We start from the raw sequence: 16,600 nt of genomic DNA, 5'->3' as shown, positions 1-16,600 counted from the left end.
ATCGTGCGCAGGGTCCCTTGATGGACCAACCGCGTTACCCCACGGAGTCACAATGTCGATTGTCATCCGCGACGTGCGCGAGCACGAGCTCGATTCCGTCCTGGCTTTGAACAACAACGCTGGCCTGGCCATCCTTCCCCTGGATGCGGCCCGCCTGCGCCTGTTCTACGAAACCGCTGAATATTTCCGCGTCGCCGAGCGCGACGGCAACCTGGCCGGCTTCCTGATCGGCTTCGGCAGCGACAGCCAGCACGACAGCAGCAACTTCGCCTGGTTCAAGCAGCAGCTGGACACCCCGTTCTTCTACATCGACCGCATCGTGGTCGCCAGCCGCCGCCGCGGCGGTGGCGTCGGCCGTGCGTTCTATGCCGACGCGCAGAGCTTCGCCGAGCTGCGCTACCCGCAGATGACCTGCGAAGTCTTCCTCGACCATGGCGCCGATGCCGCCCTGCTCTTCCACGGCAGCTTCGGCTTCCGCGAGCTGGGCCAGAACACCATGGCCCAGGTCGATGTGCGTGCCAGCATGCTGGCCAAGGAACTGTGCAGCTACCCGTGGGTCCAGGAGACCTACGGCGGCAAGCTGCCGGATGTGGCATGGACACGCGCCCGGCAGCTGCCGGCGCAGGCACAGCGGCCAACGGGGACCTGAGCGTGGCGGTGAATTTCGATTACGAACAGGCCGGTGAACTGAAGATCGGCCAGGTGGGCATCGCCAACCTGCGCATCCGTACCCTTGATGTCGAACGCCTCGTGCAGGAAATGCGCGAGCGCGTGACCCGTGCACCGAAGCTGTTCGGCCGCGCCGCGGTGATCCTCGACTTCGGCGGCCTGAGCCAGGTGCCGGACGTGTCCACCGCGCAGGCGCTGGTCGACGGCCTGCGCAGCGCGGGCGTGCTGCCGGTGGCGCTGGCCTACGGCACCAGCGCGGTCGACCTGCTCTCGCAGCAGCTCGGCCTGCCGTTGCTGGCCAAGTTCCGCGCCCAGTACGAACGTGCCGAAGCCGAACCGGCTCCGCCGCCCGCGCCGGAACCGCGCCGCGCCGCGCGTACAGAGCCGAAGCCGGCCCCGGCCGCACCGGTGGCCAAGGTCGCCGATGCGGCCGCACCACAGCCAGGCCGCATGCAGCTGGGGAACGTGCGTTCGGGCCAGCAGCTGTACGCGGAAAACTGCGACCTGACCGTGATGGCCACTGTCGGCGCCGGCGCCGAGGTCATCGCCGATGGCAGCATCCACATCTACGGCACCCTGCGCGGCCGCGCGCTGGCAGGGGCCCAGGGCAACACCGCGGCACGCATCTTCTGCCGTGATTTCCATGCGGAACTGGTGGCCATTGCAGGCCACTACAAGGTACTGGACGATGTCCCGGACAACCTGCGCGGCAAGGCCGTGCAGGTCTGGCTGGAACAGGACCAGATCAAGATCGCTGCGCTGGACTGACGCAGCCCCAAACTAATGCAGAACCAGGAGAAGTCCTTTGGCTGAAATCATCGTAGTCACCTCCGGCAAGGGCGGCGTGGGCAAGACCACTTCCAGCGCGAGCCTGGCCTGTGGCCTGGCGCGGCGCGGCAAGAAGGTGGCGGTGATCGACTTCGACGTCGGCCTGCGCAACCTCGACCTGATCATGGGCTGCGAACGCCGAGTGGTGTACGACTTCGTCAACGTCGTGCACGGCGAAGCCACCCTCAAGCAGGCCCTGATCAAGGACAAGCGCTTCGACAACCTGTACGTGCTGGCTGCCTCGCAGACCCGCGACAAGGATGCACTGACCCAGGAAGGCGTGGGCAAGGTCCTGAAGGACCTGGCCGCCGATGGCTTCGACTACATCATCTGCGACTCGCCGGCCGGCATCGAGAAGGGTGCGTTCCTGGCGATGTACTTCGCCGACCGCGCGGTGGTGGTGGTGAACCCGGAAGTGTCCTCGGTGCGCGACTCCGACCGCATCATCGGCCTGCTGGATTCGAAGACCCACAAGGCCGAATCCGGCCAGAACGTGCCGGCCTTCCTGCTGCTGACCCGCTACACCCCGCTGCGCGTGGAAACCGGCGAGATGCTCAGCATCGCCGACGTCGAGGAAGTGCTGGGGCTGAAGGCCATCGGCGTGATCCCCGAATCGGGCGACGTGCTCAATGCCTCCAACAAGGGCGAGCCGGTCATCCTGGATGTCGAATCCGCCGCCGGCCAGGCGTATGACGATGCCGTCGCGCGCATCCTCGGCGAAGATCGCCCGATGCGCTTCACCAGCGTCGAGAAGAAGGGCTTCTTCAGCAAGCTGTTCGGAGGGTAAGCATGGGCCTGTTCGATTTCCTCAAAGCGAAGAAGACCACCGCCGAAACCGCAAAGAACCGCCTGCAGATCATCATCGCGCAGGAACGCAGCCACCGCGGTGGCCCGGACTACCTGCCGCTGCTGCAGCGCGAGCTGCTGGAAGTGATCAAGAAGTACGTGAACATCGACGTCGATGCGGTGAAGGTCGACCTGGTGAAGGATGGCCAGCACGATGTGCTGGACATCTCCGTGGCGCTGCCTGAAGGCCCGGACAAACCCTGATGCCCTGCCCCGCCCGTGCCTGCATGGGCGGGGCTGCCTGACCCGCATGACCGATACGACAACCGCCGTGGACATCACCTGCGTGGGCGACATCGCCTTCGCAGATGCGCAGTGCCTGCTCGCCGCGCATGGCCTTCGGCTGCACCACGTGGCGGCCGGTGAACCGATTCCCGGTAGCTACTGGGGCGAGCCCGAGGCGGGCATCATTGCCAGCAACGTGTACGTGCGCGATGACACCCCCGTGCATTCGATGCTGCACGAAGCCTGCCACCTGATCGTATTGCCACCGGAGCGGCGCGCGCAGGTGCACACCGATGCCACCGACTCGGTGGCCGAGGAAGACGCGACCTGCTACCTGCAGATCGTGCTGGCCGGGCAACTGCCCGGCGTCGGCAGCCAGCGGCTGATGGCCGACATGGATGCCTGGGGGTATACGTATCGGCTGGGATCTACCCGGGCGTGGTTTGAAGAGGACGCCGAAGACGCGAAGGCGTGGCTGATCGAACGCGGATTGCCGGTGGCATAGAGCATCGGTAGTGCCGGCCGCTGGCCGGCAACCTCATGACTCCGTGAAGCATCACCGGGTTGCCGGCCAGCGGCCGGCACTACCGGAATCACCCCTGCCCGGCCAGCGCGCGCAGGGTGATGCCGACGATGTAGGCCAGGTACGTGCCGGTGGCGTAGCCCATCGTGCCCAGCAGCACGCCCACCGGCGCCAATGCCGGGTGGAACGCGGCGGCCACCACCGGCGCCGAGGCCGGGCCACCGATGTTCGACTGCGAGCCGATGGCGAAGTAGAAGAACGGCACTTTCAGCAGCTTGCCCAGGCACCACAGCAGCACGATGTGCACACTGATCCAGATGATGCCCAGCAGGAACAGCCACGGGCGATCCAGCAGCGCCAGCAGATCCATCTGCATGCCGATGCAGGCAATCAGGAAGTACAGCAGCAGCGAGCCCAGACGCGATGCACCCGCGCCTTCGAGATTGCGCGCACGGGTGAAACTGAGGCTGAGGCCCAGCGTGGTCGACAGCACCACCACCCACACGAACGGTGCGTCCAGGCTGAACTGCGCGGCCCAGCTGACGTTGGCCTTGAACCACGCCGCCAGCGGCGCACCGATCGCATGCGACAGGCCGACGCCGCCGAAGGCCACCGCCACGATCAGCATCAGGTCGGTGAGGCTGGGAATGCGCTCGTGTTCGGCCTGGAAGCGCGCGATACGCTCCTTCAGCTCATCGATGGCCGAGGTATCGGCGCCACTGCGTGCATCGATCTTCGCGGCACGACCGGCCAGGAAGATCAGCGCGGCCATCCACACGTAACCGACACCCACGTCGACCACTGCGAACTGGCCGAACGTGGTTGCGTTGACGTCGAACACTTCGCGCATCGCCAGCATGTTGGCGCCACCGCCGATCCAGCTGCCGGCCAGCGCGGCCATGCCGGCCCAGGTATCACCGGCCACGGTTTCCGGATGCACCGCGCGCATCAGCAGGAAGGCCACTACCGCGCCGAGCATGATGCTGGCCGATGCGCCCAGGTACATCAGCACCAGCTTCGGGCCGAGCCGCAGGATGCCCTTGATGTCCACTGCCAGGGTCAGCAGGATCAGCGCCGCCGGCAGCAGGATGTCGCGCGCGATCGGGTTGTAGAGCTTGGTGTTCTGGCCGTCGATCAGGCCGACAGTGTTGTAGATGCCAGGAATCAGGTAGCACAGCAGCAGCGCCGGCACGAAGGTGTAGAAGCGCTTCCACAGGCCCTGCTCGCGCGAGGCGGTCCAGAACACGGCGCCGAGGGTGGCGGCGATCAAACCGAAGACGACGATGTCGTTCTGGATCATGCAGGTGCTCTGGGTAGTGCCGGCCGCTGGCCGGCTGCTGTTGGCGGCAGATCAGGAAGGTGTGCCGACCAACGGTCGGCACCCACCGGTACAGCAGATGGTGAAACAAAAGCGCCGCCCCGAAGGGCGGCGCTGCAGTCATCAGTTGCCGATGTGCTGCTTCAGCCAGGCATTGACGGTGTCGTGCCACAGGATGCTGTTGTTCGGCTTCAGCACCCAGTGGTTCTCATCCGGGAAGTACAGGAACTTCGATTCGATGCCCTGGCGCTGTGCAGCGGTGAACGCAGCCAGGCCCTGCTCGACCGGAATGCGGAAGTCCTGCTGGCCGTGGATCACCAGGATCGGCTTCTTCCAGTCCGCCACGTGGTTGACCGGGTTGAACTTCTCGTAGTTCGCCGCCTTCTGGTACGGGGTACCGCCCTGCTCCCACTCGGTGAACCACAGTTCTTCGGTGGCGTAACCCATCATGCGCTGGTCGAACACGCCATCGTGGTTGACCAGGCACTTGAACGGGCTGTTCCAGTTGCCGGCGATCCAGTTGACCATGAAGCCGCCATAGCTGGCACCCAGCGCACAGGCCTTGTCGCCGTTGAGGAAGGAATACTTCTTCAGCGCCGCGTCCCAGCCCTTCTGCAGGTCTTCCAGCGGGCGGTCGCCCCAGTGCTGGCTGATCGCATCGGTGAAGGCCTGGCCGTAGCCGGTGGAACCGTGGAAGTCGATCATCACCACCGCGTAGCCCTGGCCCGCGTAGGTCTGCGGGTTCCAGCGGTAGCTCCAGCCGTTGCCGAAGCTGCCCTGCGGACCGCCGTGGATCAGGAACGCCACCGGGTAGGACTTGCCTTCCTGGTAGTTGTGCGGCTTGACCACGTAGCCGTGCACGGTGTCGTTGTTCCAGCCCTTGAACTCGAACTGCTCGTAGTCACCGAAGGACACGTCCTTCAGCACGTCGCCGGCGGCCGGGGTCAGCGCGCGCAGTTCGCCGATGGCTTCGCCCGCGGCCGGCAGCAGGCCAACCAGCACCTGGTCGTTGCTCTTCAGGCTGTTGCGGGTGATCGCCACGCTGGTGCCAGCCACATCGACCGAGGTCACGCTGCCGTCGCCGATCAGCTTGGTCGCCTTGCCGCTGGCCACGTCGATCTGGAACAGCGGGTGCTCGCCAAGGTCATCGGCGGTGGTGTAGATGCTGGCGCCGTCAGCGGACAGGGTGATGCCGCCGGCCGAACGGTCCCACTGCGGGGCGATCTCGCGGGTCTTGCCGCTCGCCAGGTCCATTGCCATCAGGCCGAAGCGGTCGGCCTCGAAGCCCGGGCGCTTCATCGCACGGTAGAACAGGGTCTTGCCGTCGGCGCTGAACACCGGGCCGGCATCCCAGGCCGGGTTGGACGCGGTCAGGTTGACCGGCGCCTGCTTGCCGGCAGCGTCGAAACGGTACAGGTCGAAGTTGGTCGACCACGGTTCCTGCTTGCCGGCCACGCGGATGCTGGCCACCACGCTCGCGCCATCCGGCGACCACACGAAATCGTCATTGCCACCGAACGGCTTGGACGGTGCATCACCATCGATGGTGGCGCTCAGCGCCGAAGCGCCCTTGACCGGACCGGCCTTCGCTGCCGGCAGCGGCGCCACGAACAGGGTGTTGCGGCGGCCATCGTTCCAGGTATCCCAGTGGCGCACGAACAGCGAGTCGAACACCTTGCCGCTGGCCTTGGCACCGGCGACATCCTTCAACTTCTTCTCGGTGCAGGCCAGGTCCGAGGCACAGGCCTGGAACACGCCGGCGCTGAACAGCACGCGGTCGTCCTGCGGCGACACGTGGTAGCTGTCCACGTCGACCGCGAAATCGGTCAGCTGGCGCGGGGTGCCACCGCTGAGCGGCTGCGCGTACAGCTGCTGGCTGCCGTTCTTGGCGCTGAGGAAATACACCGTCTGGCCATCAGCCGACAGCGAGGCGGAATTGACGTTCCAGCCGGCCGGGGTGATCTGCTTCGGCGGCGCCGCATCGCGGGTGCGCAGGTTGCGTGCGAACAGCGCGGTGGAGGCCTTCAGGTTGGCGTCCACACTGCGCTTGGCGAACACCACGGTGCCGCCGTCAGCGGTCAGTACCGGCGCGGAGACGCGGTCCATGGCCACCATGTCGCGGACTTCCAGGCCACGGGCAGCGGCAACGCTGGGCAGGGCAGCCAGCAGGCTCAGTGGCAGCAGGGCATGACGCAGTTTCATCGGGGTCTCCGCAGGACGGCAAAAAACCGATGGTAGGCCCGTGCGGCCGGGGCTGCCAAGGCCATCGGTCATGGCCGGGGACGGGTCGATGCCTTCGCCAGAAAAGGCAAACCGCGCCGTAGCGCGGTTTGCGGTAGTGCCGGCCGCTGGCCGGCACTACCGGGTCAGAGCCCTTCCCTGCGGGAAGGGATCCGACCCCGTGGGTGTTACGCCACGGCGCGCTTGCCGGTGCGGTAGATCAGCCAGCCGACCAGGAACAGCACGGCCAGGCCGATCCACTGTGCGCCCGGCAGGTGGAACGGCACGGCCAGCACGTCGGCGCGGCTGCTGACCACGATCGGAATCGCGATGGCGATGCCCATCAGTGCCTCACCGGTGATCAGGCCGGCGGCGAACAGCACGCCCGGCTTGTGCACGCGGTCGCGGCCTTCTTCGTCATCCGCGCGCACCTTGTGGAAGCGCTCGACCAGGTAGGCGATCAGGCCACCGAGGAAGATCGGCACCATCAGTTCCAGCGGCAGGTAGATACCGATGGCGGCGGCCAGCACCGGCACGCGGAAGCGGGCGTTGCGCGACTTCAGCCAGCTGTCGAAGGCGATGATGGCGGCACCGACCACGGCACCGATGCCGATGAAGGTCCACGGCAGTTCACCGCCGAACAGGCCCTTGGCCACCGAGGCCATCAGGTTGGCCTGCGGCGCGGCCAGTGCGTTCGGATGCAGCTCGGACTTGACGCCGATGCCGTAGGCAGTGGCCAGCAGGTTCAGCACCGGAGCCATGATCAGCGCGCACGAGAACGCACCGATGCCCAGCATCAGCTGCTGCTTCCACGGGGTGGCGCCGACGATGTAACCGGCCTTGAGGTCCTGCAGGTTGTCACCGCCGACCGCGGCGGCGCAGCACACCACCGCACCGATCATGATCGCGGCCACCGCACCCAGCGGCGCACCGCCGGCACCGACCGGCTTCAGGCCATCGGCACCCAGCAGCACCACCAGCACCGCCGAGGCGAACAGGATGGTGGAGATGGTGATGCCCGACACCGGGTTGTTGGACGAGCCGATCAGGCCGGCGAGGTACGCCGAGACCGAAACGAACAGGAAGCCGGCGACGATCATGATGAGGGTCATCGGGATCGACACGTGCCACTGGCCGACGATGGCCTGGTACAGGGCCAGCAGCGGCAGCACGAAGGCCACCAGGGCGACCAGCATCCACTTCATCGGCAGGTCGCGCTCGGTGTGCGCCAGCACCGGGCCGCCGCTCTTGCGGGCAGCCGCGAAGCCGCTCTTGACGCCGTTCAGCAGCGACTTGCGCAGCGAGATCAGGGTCCAGATGCCACCGATCAGCATCGCGCCGACGCCCAGGTAGCGCATCTTCGCGCCCCAGATGGCGAACGCGGCTTCGGTGGACGAAGCGGTGGCAACCGACGCGGCCAGTGCCGGATCGGTGTTCATGAAGAACGCCTGGTAGATCGGGATGGCGATGTGCCAGGTCAGGATCGAACCGGAGACCACCACGATGCCGACGTTGAGACCGACGATGTAGCCCACGCCCAGCAGCGCCGGCGACAGGTTGGTGCCGATGAAGGCGGTGACCTTGGAGCTGCCGACGTAGGCCGAGGTGGCCCAGGCGTCCGGAATCAGGCGCATGCCGCTTTCCGCGGCCAGCTTGACGAAGGCACCGATCACCGCCGACAGGCCGAGGATCTTCAGGCCCGGGCCCGGGTTCTCACCGGCCTTGAGCACTTCGGCGGCGGCCTTGCCTTCCGGGAACGGCAGCGGGTCTTCAACGATCATCGAACGGCGCAGCGGCACCGAGAACAGCACGCCCAGCAGGCCACCCAGACCGGCGATGCCCAGCACCCACCAGTACTTGAAGTCCGGCCAGTAGCCCATGATCACCAGCGCGGGGATGGTGAAGATCACACCGGCGGCGATCGACGAACCGGCTGAAGCGCCGGTCTGCACGATGTTGTTTTCAAGGATGGAGCCACCGCCCAGCAGGCGCAGCACGCCCATGGAAATCACCGCGGCGGGAATGGCGGTGGCGATGGTCAGGCCTGCGAACAGACCGAGATAGGCGTTTGCGGCCGACAGCACCACCGCCAGCACGATGGCCAGGGCCACTGCGCGGAAGGTGAGCTGCTTGGGCGCAGCGTCGTGGTTCATGGAAGCCCCTGCTGGCAAAAAATCCTGGTCACGCTAGCGTTCAGGGGGCGGCAAGTCCAGTGCGGTTCGGGAGGGTTGCGGCCAGGTCGGCAGTGAGATAGTCGCTTCTGGCCAAACTCGGCCAACGCATCAAGCGCATGAGGCACATCCCGGAGGGCTGCCGGGCCTCGCTGTCTCCTTGTCCTGCAGAGGCCAGGCCAACCAGTACTGCAGCATTCCAGCCAGCACCGTTTGAAGTGCCTCAACGCCCCGTGCATCGTGTTCATGAACTGAACCCATGACGCTGAGCTGCCCGATGAACAACCCACTGCGGATCCGCCCGATCAAATCACCGGTCGTGGCTCTCGTGACCCTGATCTGCCTGATGCCGCTTTGCGATTACGCATCTGCTTGGAGCCGCATTGGCGCAGTCGAGATCACTGACCACGCCGGCAAACCTTGTTTCGGACTACCCAAGAAAGAGCGCAAGCGTATCGGTAAAACTCCGGAGGTGTTTGGTGTGGAGGTGCATGACGCAATTACTCCACCGCTGCGGCGGCAATGGTCTTTCTACTTTGCCCATCCCGCATCAATCCCACTTCCACCCGGAGCCTGCGTGGTCTACGGAGAAGTGCCAGCCAACGCCATTTCAAGGCAAACGGCGATGCCGCTGCAGCCCGGACGCCTGTACGACGTTTCGCTGTCGGCCACCAGGACCGGCGCCACTCAACACCACAGCGCCCGATTCTGCTTGAAGGCCAACCCTGACGGGAGCCTGCGAGCGATCCAGGTCCACTACGACGAGGCGCTGGGCTGGAGCCCCTCGGTTTGCCTGCCCTGAGCCGACGCGCGCGCTCGTCGGAACAGCTCAGCACGCGCTGGAAAGACGTAATTGTTATGTTATATCCTGTCACGCCGACCGAACCTCGTACGTGGCCCCCTCCCCCACTACCCGCCTGGCCTCCATCGACCAGCTGCGCGGCACCGTAATGCTGTTGATGTTGCTGGACCACGTGCGCGAGACCTTCTTCCTGCAGCACCAGGTGAGCGACCCGATGGACGCGGCGACGGTCTCCCCTGCGCTGTTCGCCTGCCGTCTTCTGGCCCACCTGTGCGCACCCGTGTTCGTCCTGTTGACCGGCCTGTCGGCCTGGCTGTATGGCCAGCGCCAAGCGGATCCGCGCCGGGCCACGGCCGCCTTCCTGCTCAAGCGAGGCCTGTTCCTGGTCGTGCTGGAACTGACCCTGGTGAATTTCGCCTGGACCTTCCAGCTGCCGCCGGACACGCTGTACCTGCAGGTGATCTGGGCCATCGGACTGAGCATGATCGCGCTGGCTGGCCTGCTGTGGCTGCCGCGCCCGGCCCTGCTGGTGCTGGCAGTCGCGGTGGTGGCCGGGCACAACCTGTTCGACAACATACGGCTGCAAGGCAATGGCCTGCTGGCGGTGTTGTGGAAAGTGCTGCACCAGCGCGACTGGATCGAGGCCGGCGCGCTGCGCCTGCGCACCTCCTATCCGGTAATGCCGTGGATCGGGGTGATCGCTCTGGGTTATCTGATGGGGCCCTGGTTCGCCCACGAGCGCGCGCCGGAGCAGCGCCAGCGCTGGCTGCTGTGGGCAGGCGTCGGCGCGCTGGCCCTGTTCGCATTGCTGCGGTTCGCCAACGAGTACGGGGACGCCCCCTGGCAGTACCAGACCACTGCACTGCGCACCTGGCTGAGCATCCTCAATGTGACCAAGTACCCGCCGTCGCTGCAGTTCCTGCTGCTGACCCTGGGCGTGGGCGTGTTGCTGCTGCGCCTGTACGAATGGCCGCCACTGGCGCGTGCGCTGCGCCCGCTGGCCGATATCGGCGCCGCGCCGATGTTCTTCTACCTGCTGCACCTGTACGTGCTGAAGGGGCTGTACCTGGCCGCGTTGGCAGCCTGGGGGCCGACACATGGCGAGTTGTATGCCCTGGATTCGGTCAGCGGCCTGCTGCTGGTGGCCTGTGCGCTGGCGGTGGTGCTGTACCCGCCAACGCGGGTATTCGCGCGGTTCAAAGCACGAAGGCGCGATCTGCCATGGTTGCGATACCTGTGAGCGGCGGCAGCCGGGGGAGCGCCGGCCATGCATGGCGTGGTTCCACCAGCGGCTGCCTGCCCAGGCCCAGAGGCCTATAATCGCGCCCTTTCCGCTGTCCGCGCCGTCGATGACCGTTGCCGCTCCTGCCTCCGACGACTTCCTGGGCCACCCCAAGGGCGTCTACGTCTGCTTCTTCACCGAAATGTGGGAGCGCTTCTCGTTCTACGGCATGAAGGCGCTGCTGCTGCTGTACCTGACCAAGTACCACCTGTTCGGCGACAAGGCCGGCCTGGACCTGCTCGGTGCCTATGGCGGCCTGGTGTACTGCATCCCGGTGTTCGGCGGCATGCTGGCCGACCGCTGGCTGGGCATGCGCCGGGCGGTGCTGTTCGGCGGCATCCTGCTGGTACTCGGCCACCTGGGCATGGCCTTCGAGGGCCATGCGGCCTACCGGGTCAACGGTGAAGTGGTGCGCGACACCTCGGCACTGGCGGTGACCTACCTGTCGCTGGCGCTGATCATCATGGGCGTAGGCTTCCTGAAGCCGAACATCTCCACCATCGTCGGCAAGCTGTACGCCAAGGACGATCCGCGCCGCGATTCGGGTTTCTCGCTGTTCTACGCCGGCATCAACCTGGGCGCGCTGTTCTCCTCGCTGGTGTGCGGCTTCCTCGGTGAAGCCTACGGCTGGAAATACGGTTTCGGCGCCGCCGGCATCGGCATGCTGGCCGGCCTGGCAATGTTCCTGTGGGGCCAGAAGTACCTGCAGGGCCATGCCGAACCACCGCAGCCGGCGGCATTGAAGCAGAAGGTGCTGGGCCTGCCACGCGAATGGCTCATCTATCTGTGCGCGGTGCTCGGCGTGCTGCCGGTGGCGTGGCTGATGTGGGCGGCCGGCAACGGCGCGTTCGCGCTGGGCGGTGAAATCAGCCTGGCGCTGATGCTGATGCTGGTGGTGCTGGGCGGCGTACTGGTCTGGTTCGCCTGGTTCACCGGCACCAAATGCACGCCGGTACAGCGCCAGCAGATGATCGCGCTGATGGTGCTGATCTTCATGGCGCTGGTGTTCTTCACGATGTACGAGCAGTCCTACGGCTCGTGGGTGACCTTCACCGACCGCCTGCTGACCAAGGACATCGTGCCCTCGCTGGTGATCACCGGCGGTACCCCGCTGCCGTGGTCGATCATCTCGCTGCTGCTGGCACCGCTGGGCTTCGTGGTCAGCGCGCGGCTGTCCGAGCGCCGTCCGGGCTCATCTGCACCGCGCACCTTCTTCGCCGCCATCGTCGTACTGATGCTGGTGCTGCTGGTGCGCGACTGCCTGGTGATTCCGCAGACCGCCGGCTCGCTGACCTACCTCGGCGGCCTGTTCCTGGTGCTGCTTGCACCGGCCTTCGCCGCGCTGTGGACGTGGATGGACCGCCGTGGTTGGGAGCCAGGCAAGCCGGTGAAATCGGCCTGGGGCCTGGTGATCGGTGCACTCTCATTCGTCCCGCTGGCACTGGCCGCACAGCAGGTCGGCGCTACTGGCGAGATGGCGAGCGTGTGGTGGCTGGTGCTGGCCTACTTCCTGCTGGCCAGCGGCGAGATGTGCCTGTCGCCGGTTGGCCTGTCGGCGGTGACCCAGCTGGCGGTGCCGCGGGTGATGAGCCTGATGATGGGCACCTGGTTCCTGGCCACCGCGTTCTCGGAAACGCTGGCCGCCTTGTTCGGCAAGCTGGCTGCGATCGAGGTGCCGGAAGGCGGATCGCTGGACATGGTGGCCGCAGCCGGTGCCTATGCACACCTGTTCTGGCTGCTGATGTGGATCGGCCTCGGCTGCGCGCTGGCGGCCTTCATTACCGCGCCGCTGCTGAAGAAGATGATGCACGGGGTGAAGTAGGCCCACCCACAGGCAGGAACCGGGGCGGCGGATGAACCATCCGCCGCCCTTTGCCTTACGGCGCCTTGCCCTTGCCGTCCGCAGCCGCAGTCGTGGCGGTCTTGCCACCGAGGCTGCGTGACAGGAAGGCCAACAGCTTGCCGTAGTACTCGCTGCGATGGGCTTCGGTATAGAAGCCGTGCCCTTCGGTCTTGTAGTACAGGCTTTCCACCGGCGTACCGGCACGCTTGAGCGCCGCTTCCATGCGCTCGGTGTGCTGGATCGGGGCGCGCCTGTCTTGACCACCGGCCGCCAGGAACACCGGAACCTTGATCTGGCCGGCCAGGTTGACCGGCGAGACCGCGCCCAACGTGGCAGGATCGCCCAGCCACTCGCGCAGGTAGCTCATCCCCGAATCCCGGTCCTGGATATCTCCGCCGGTGAACATCAGCGGCAGGTCGTAGACGCCCACATAGCCGGCCGCGCACCGGTACAGCCCTGGCTCGCGGGCGGCACCCATCATCGCCGAGTAAGCCCCGTAGCTGGCACCGTAGACGCAGATGCGCCGGGGATCGGCAATGCCTTCGCTGATCGCCCATCGCGTGGCGTCGGTCACGTCGTCCTGCATCGCGCCACCCCACTGTTTCAGTGCTGCCCGGCTGTGGGCACGGCCATAGTTGCCCGAACCGCGGAAATTGATCTGCAGCACGGCGTAGCCAGCAGCGGCCAACAACTGGTTCTCGTGATCGAAACTACCGTTGTCGAATATCCCGATCGGCCCACCATGCGGCACCACCACCATCGGCAGGTCACGGCCGGTACTGCCATGCGGGACTGTCAGGAATCCATGGAGCTCCAATCCATCGCGCGCCTTCAGCAGGACCGGCCGCACCGACGCAGTGGTCTCCGGGTCAATCCATTCGCTGCGCGCCATCAGGAAGCGCGCCTGGTTGCGGTCGCGGTCGTACAGGTAGAACTCGCCCGGATTGGAGCCGGACCCGGTTTCCACCAGCAGGCGGCGACCGTCGCGGGTACTTGAGGTAATGAACACTGCACGCCCTGGGAATGCCGCTTCCAGGCTGCGGTACAACCGCGCCTCCTCGGAGCTTTCGTCGAAGAACCGGGTATGCGGTGTGTTTCCCTGGAACAGCGCACCGACCGGCACGGTGCTGCCCGGGCGGCGGATCAGTCGCGCCGGATCGACGACCTCGTCGCGCAGCACGACCTTGCGCTCCTGCGTGGCCGGGTTCCAGCTGACGATGGCATCGGGGCCGCTGGCCTGCTCGCTGAGCAGATAGGCCAATTGGCCGTCGGCGGAAAAGCCCAGCGCCGTCTCGCTGCGGCCACTGCGTTTCTCGTCATTGACCAACACCCAGTCACCACCGTTGCGGTGGTAGAGCCGATGGACATTATCGGTACCGGCGCCCTGGACGAAACGTACCTCGCCTCGGGCATCCACCACATAGGAGGCACCCGGCATCGGCGCGCGGGCCAGCAGCCGCTGCTTGCCGCTTGCCAGTTCCAGCTGGGCCGCATAGCCGTTGGCATCCAGCCGCGATCCGCCTACCGCGATGACCACGTGGGCATCATCGCCGGGCAAGGCGTCACTGAGGAACGCCGCAGCCGACGTCCGGTACTTGGGCCGCACGCGCAGGCCAAGATCGCGGTAGCCCACCAGTAGCTCCGGTCGCCCGGTGCGCGCATCCAGTGTCAGCAGCTCGCCGGTGGCCCACGGCGCATCGCGGGTGCCGAACTTCTGCGCCAGACCGAACATCACCTGATCGTTGTTGACCCAGCGCATGTTGAAGACATGCGAATTGAGTGGTGGCCGCAGGTTGCCCACCGGCGTGTTGTCGTCCGTACGCAGGATGATCACAGCGGTGAACCCGTCCGCAGGCACGGTCGCGGCCAGATAGTCGCCCCCGGGAGACAGCATGACATCGCCGAACTTGTCCGCTCGCACATAGGCGCCCAGATCGATCGCAGCAGCGGTTCCACACCAAAGTCCCGCCACGATGAGGGCGGCCAGCCAGCGCTTGTGCATCCATATCTCCCCTGCCTGGACCCCTTGTCCCGGCCGGCCGATTCTAGGCAGGCAGGCGCCCGGGCCGCCAGTGGCGCATAAAAAACGACGGCACCGTTGCCGGTGCCGTCGTTACCACTACCTTGGAGAGAGAGTCAGGACGTGGGTTCGGGGGGCGTGCGCCGGGTCAGTGGACCCCGCGCACCGCCAACGTGAGGGCCAGGATGCTGAGGATCACCGCGATGGTGCCGTCGAGCACGCGCCAGGTGCTGGGCTTGGTGAACAGCGGCGCCAGCAGGCGTGCGCCGAGGCCCTGCGCGGTCAGCCACAGGCAGCTGGCGGTCACCACGCCGGCAGCGAAGGCCATGCGGGCGTTGCCGAAGTTCTCGGCGATCGAGCCGATCACCATCATGTCCAGCCAGAAGTGCGGGTTGATCAGCGAGAAGCCGACCGCGGCCATCAGCACCGCACGGCGGCTGCCGTCATCGCTGTCGGCCTCGCCCATGCCACCGCCACCGGCGATCGCACGGCGTGCCGACTTCATCGCATACCAGGCCAGGAACGCGACACCGGTCCACAGCACGGCGGTGGTCAGCCACGGCAGCGCCGAGGTGAGCGTGCGCAGGCCGGCCACGCTGGCGAAGATGAAGATGGCATCGATGGCCGCACAGGTGGCGACCACCGGCACGATGTGCTTGCGCAGGATGCCCTGGCGCAGGATGAAGGCACTCTGCGCGCCGACCACGGCGAACAGGCCGATGCCGGTGGCTGCACCAGAGAACCAGGCACCGAGGCCGGTGCTGGCGGAGATGACCGAGAACATGGGATTCACTGCCTTTACTTGCTTGGGGGGACGGTGCCTCGCGAAGGCGGACAGCACCGGAACGGGCGCCATTGTCGCGCCGCAACATGGAAAAGACGAGCTAAACTTCCTAAACCAACATTAGCGGAACTTAATCCGATGCGTATCGACCATGCCCAGCTGCGCGCCCTGGCCGCAGTGATCCGCGAAGGCAGCTTCGACCGCGCCGCGCAGTCGCTGAATGTCACCCCGTCCGCCATCTCGCAGCGGGTCAAGGCACTGGAGGATCGGATCGGCCGGCTGCTGGTCAAGCGTGGCACTCCGGCCACCGCCACCGCAGAAGGGCAGCTGCTGGTACAGCTGGCCGAGCAGACTGCCCTGCTCGAACACGATGCGCTGCACCGGATGGGCCTGGCCGACGAGGATCTGCCACAGGCCAGTATTCCGGTGGCGGTGAACCACGACAGCCTGGAAACCTGGTTCCCGCAGGCGGCCTACCAGTTCGCGCAGACCACCGGCACCACGCTGGACCTGCGCGTGGAGGACCAGGACCACACGGTGGAGCTGCTGCGCCAGGGCACAGTGCTGGGGGCGGTGACCACGCTGGACGAGCCCGTGCAGGGTTGCCAGATCCACGCGCTGGGCAGCATCCGCTACGCGGCGACCTGTACGCCCGAGTTTCGCGAGCGCCATTTTGCCAAGGGCGTGACCGCGCAGGCGCTGGCACAGGCGCCGGTGCTGGTGTTCAACCGCAAGGATGAGATGCAGTCGCGCTTCGCCCGGCGCATGGCCGGCGACGACCTGCCCAGCACCGCACCGACCTGGTGGATCCCGTCCACCCGGGCCTTCGTGCAGGCCAACCTGGGCGGGCTGGGCTGGACGATGAACCCGCTGCCGCTGGTGAAGCGCCACCTGGATGCCGGGCGACTGGTCTACGTGCGGCAGCGCGCGTGGGAAGACGTGCCGCTGTACTGGCAGCACTGGAAGGGCGACGTGCAGACCATGGCGCTACTGACCCGCGCGGTGCTGGATGCCTCCTCCGCGCTGATCCGGCGCAAGCGCTGAGTCGCACGCAGGAAAAGGGGACGGA

At 66.4% G+C, this 16,600-nt stretch carries 14 protein-coding genes; 9 read left to right on the top strand and 5 right to left on the bottom strand.

The window, feature by feature from the left end; all coding sequences use genetic code 11:
• Positions 1 to 52 precede the first annotated feature (52 nt).
• The 5 genes from EZ304_RS15245 to EZ304_RS15225 are packed head-to-tail and all read left to right on the top strand — an operon-like array spanning position 53 to position 3,073.
• On the top strand, positions 53 to 649 hold the full coding sequence (locus tag EZ304_RS15245) for a GNAT family N-acetyltransferase (RefSeq protein WP_005408535.1): 597 nt from the start codon (positions 53 to 55) through the stop codon (positions 647 to 649).
• The gene (minC, locus tag EZ304_RS15240; protein ID WP_142807492.1) at positions 595 to 1,437 is read left to right on the top strand and encodes a septum site-determining protein MinC; all 843 of its coding nucleotides are present in this window, start codon (positions 595 to 597) and stop codon (positions 1,435 to 1,437) included. Before EZ304_RS15245 ends, minC begins: the two co-directional genes overlap by 55 nt.
• Positions 1,438 to 1,474: 37 nt before the next feature.
• Positions 1,475 to 2,284: a septum site-determining protein MinD gene (gene minD / locus EZ304_RS15235; RefSeq protein WP_005408533.1), complete on the top strand. Its 810-nt coding sequence runs from the start codon at positions 1,475 to 1,477 to the stop codon at positions 2,282 to 2,284.
• A gap of 2 nt (positions 2,285 to 2,286) precedes the next feature.
• A complete protein-coding gene (minE, locus tag EZ304_RS15230; RefSeq protein ID WP_005408532.1) occupies positions 2,287 to 2,547 on the top strand; it encodes a cell division topological specificity factor MinE in 261 nt (86 codons plus the stop codon).
• Between the two features lie 46 nt (positions 2,548 to 2,593).
• Entirely contained in the window at positions 2,594 to 3,073 is a 480-nt protein-coding gene (locus EZ304_RS15225) for a hypothetical protein (protein WP_099553002.1), read from the top strand.
• A gap of 88 nt (positions 3,074 to 3,161) precedes the next feature.
• Here the strand turns inward: EZ304_RS15225 and EZ304_RS15220 are convergent, their stop codons facing one another.
• The 3 genes from EZ304_RS15220 to EZ304_RS15210 all read right to left on the bottom strand — a co-directional run bounded on the left by EZ304_RS15220 (position 3,162) and on the right by EZ304_RS15210 (position 8,782).
• Entirely contained in the window at positions 3,162 to 4,391 is a 1,230-nt protein-coding gene (locus EZ304_RS15220; protein WP_099553003.1) for a DUF819 domain-containing protein, read from the bottom strand.
• Between the two features lie 141 nt (positions 4,392 to 4,532).
• Positions 4,533 to 6,611, bottom strand: a complete 2,079-nt coding sequence (locus EZ304_RS15215; protein WP_142807491.1) for an alpha/beta hydrolase family protein — start codon at positions 6,609 to 6,611, stop codon at positions 4,533 to 4,535.
• Between the two features lie 206 nt (positions 6,612 to 6,817).
• Positions 6,818 to 8,782, bottom strand: coding sequence for an OPT family oligopeptide transporter (locus tag EZ304_RS15210; RefSeq protein ID WP_099553005.1), 1,965 nt, complete (start codon positions 8,780 to 8,782; stop codon positions 6,818 to 6,820).
• Positions 8,783 to 9,059: 277 nt separating this feature from the next.
• On the opposite strand from EZ304_RS15210, the gene EZ304_RS15205 reads away from it, so the two are divergent.
• From EZ304_RS15205 to EZ304_RS15195, 3 genes are all read left to right on the top strand, one after another.
• The gene (locus tag EZ304_RS15205; protein ID WP_260678119.1) at positions 9,060 to 9,602 is read left to right on the top strand and encodes a hypothetical protein; all 543 of its coding nucleotides are present in this window, start codon (positions 9,060 to 9,062) and stop codon (positions 9,600 to 9,602) included.
• A gap of 91 nt (positions 9,603 to 9,693) precedes the next feature.
• A complete protein-coding gene (locus tag EZ304_RS15200; protein WP_142807490.1) occupies positions 9,694 to 10,842 on the top strand; it encodes a DUF1624 domain-containing protein in 1,149 nt (382 codons plus the stop codon).
• A 109-nt stretch (positions 10,843 to 10,951) separates the two neighbouring features.
• Positions 10,952 to 12,706 carry a peptide MFS transporter gene (locus tag EZ304_RS15195; RefSeq protein WP_142808110.1) on the top strand — a complete coding sequence of 585 codons (1,755 nt, stop codon included), beginning with the start codon at positions 10,952 to 10,954 and terminating at the stop codon, positions 12,704 to 12,706.
• Between the two features lie 55 nt (positions 12,707 to 12,761).
• On the opposite strand, the gene EZ304_RS15190 is transcribed toward EZ304_RS15195, so the two are convergent.
• Together EZ304_RS15190 and EZ304_RS15185 are read right to left on the bottom strand one after the other, a co-directional pair.
• Complete coding sequence (locus EZ304_RS15190) at positions 12,762 to 14,729, bottom strand: alpha/beta hydrolase family protein (protein ID WP_142807489.1); 1,968 nt, start codon at positions 14,727 to 14,729, stop codon at positions 12,762 to 12,764.
• A 166-nt stretch (positions 14,730 to 14,895) separates the two neighbouring features.
• Positions 14,896 to 15,531: a LysE/ArgO family amino acid transporter gene (locus EZ304_RS15185; RefSeq protein WP_005408523.1), complete on the bottom strand. Its 636-nt coding sequence runs from the start codon at positions 15,529 to 15,531 to the stop codon at positions 14,896 to 14,898.
• 138 nt (positions 15,532 to 15,669) lie between these two features.
• Between EZ304_RS15185 and EZ304_RS15180 the strand changes: the two genes are divergently transcribed.
• Positions 15,670 to 16,575: a LysR family transcriptional regulator ArgP gene (locus EZ304_RS15180; RefSeq protein ID WP_005415672.1), complete on the top strand. Its 906-nt coding sequence runs from the start codon at positions 15,670 to 15,672 to the stop codon at positions 16,573 to 16,575.
• The last annotated feature ends 25 nt before the right edge of the window (positions 16,576 to 16,600 follow it).

Source organism: Stenotrophomonas maltophilia (genome assembly GCF_006974125.1).
Lineage (GTDB): Bacteria > Pseudomonadota > Gammaproteobacteria > Xanthomonadales > Xanthomonadaceae > Stenotrophomonas > Stenotrophomonas maltophilia_O.
This window is presented reverse-complemented; position numbering and strand designations above follow the sequence as displayed.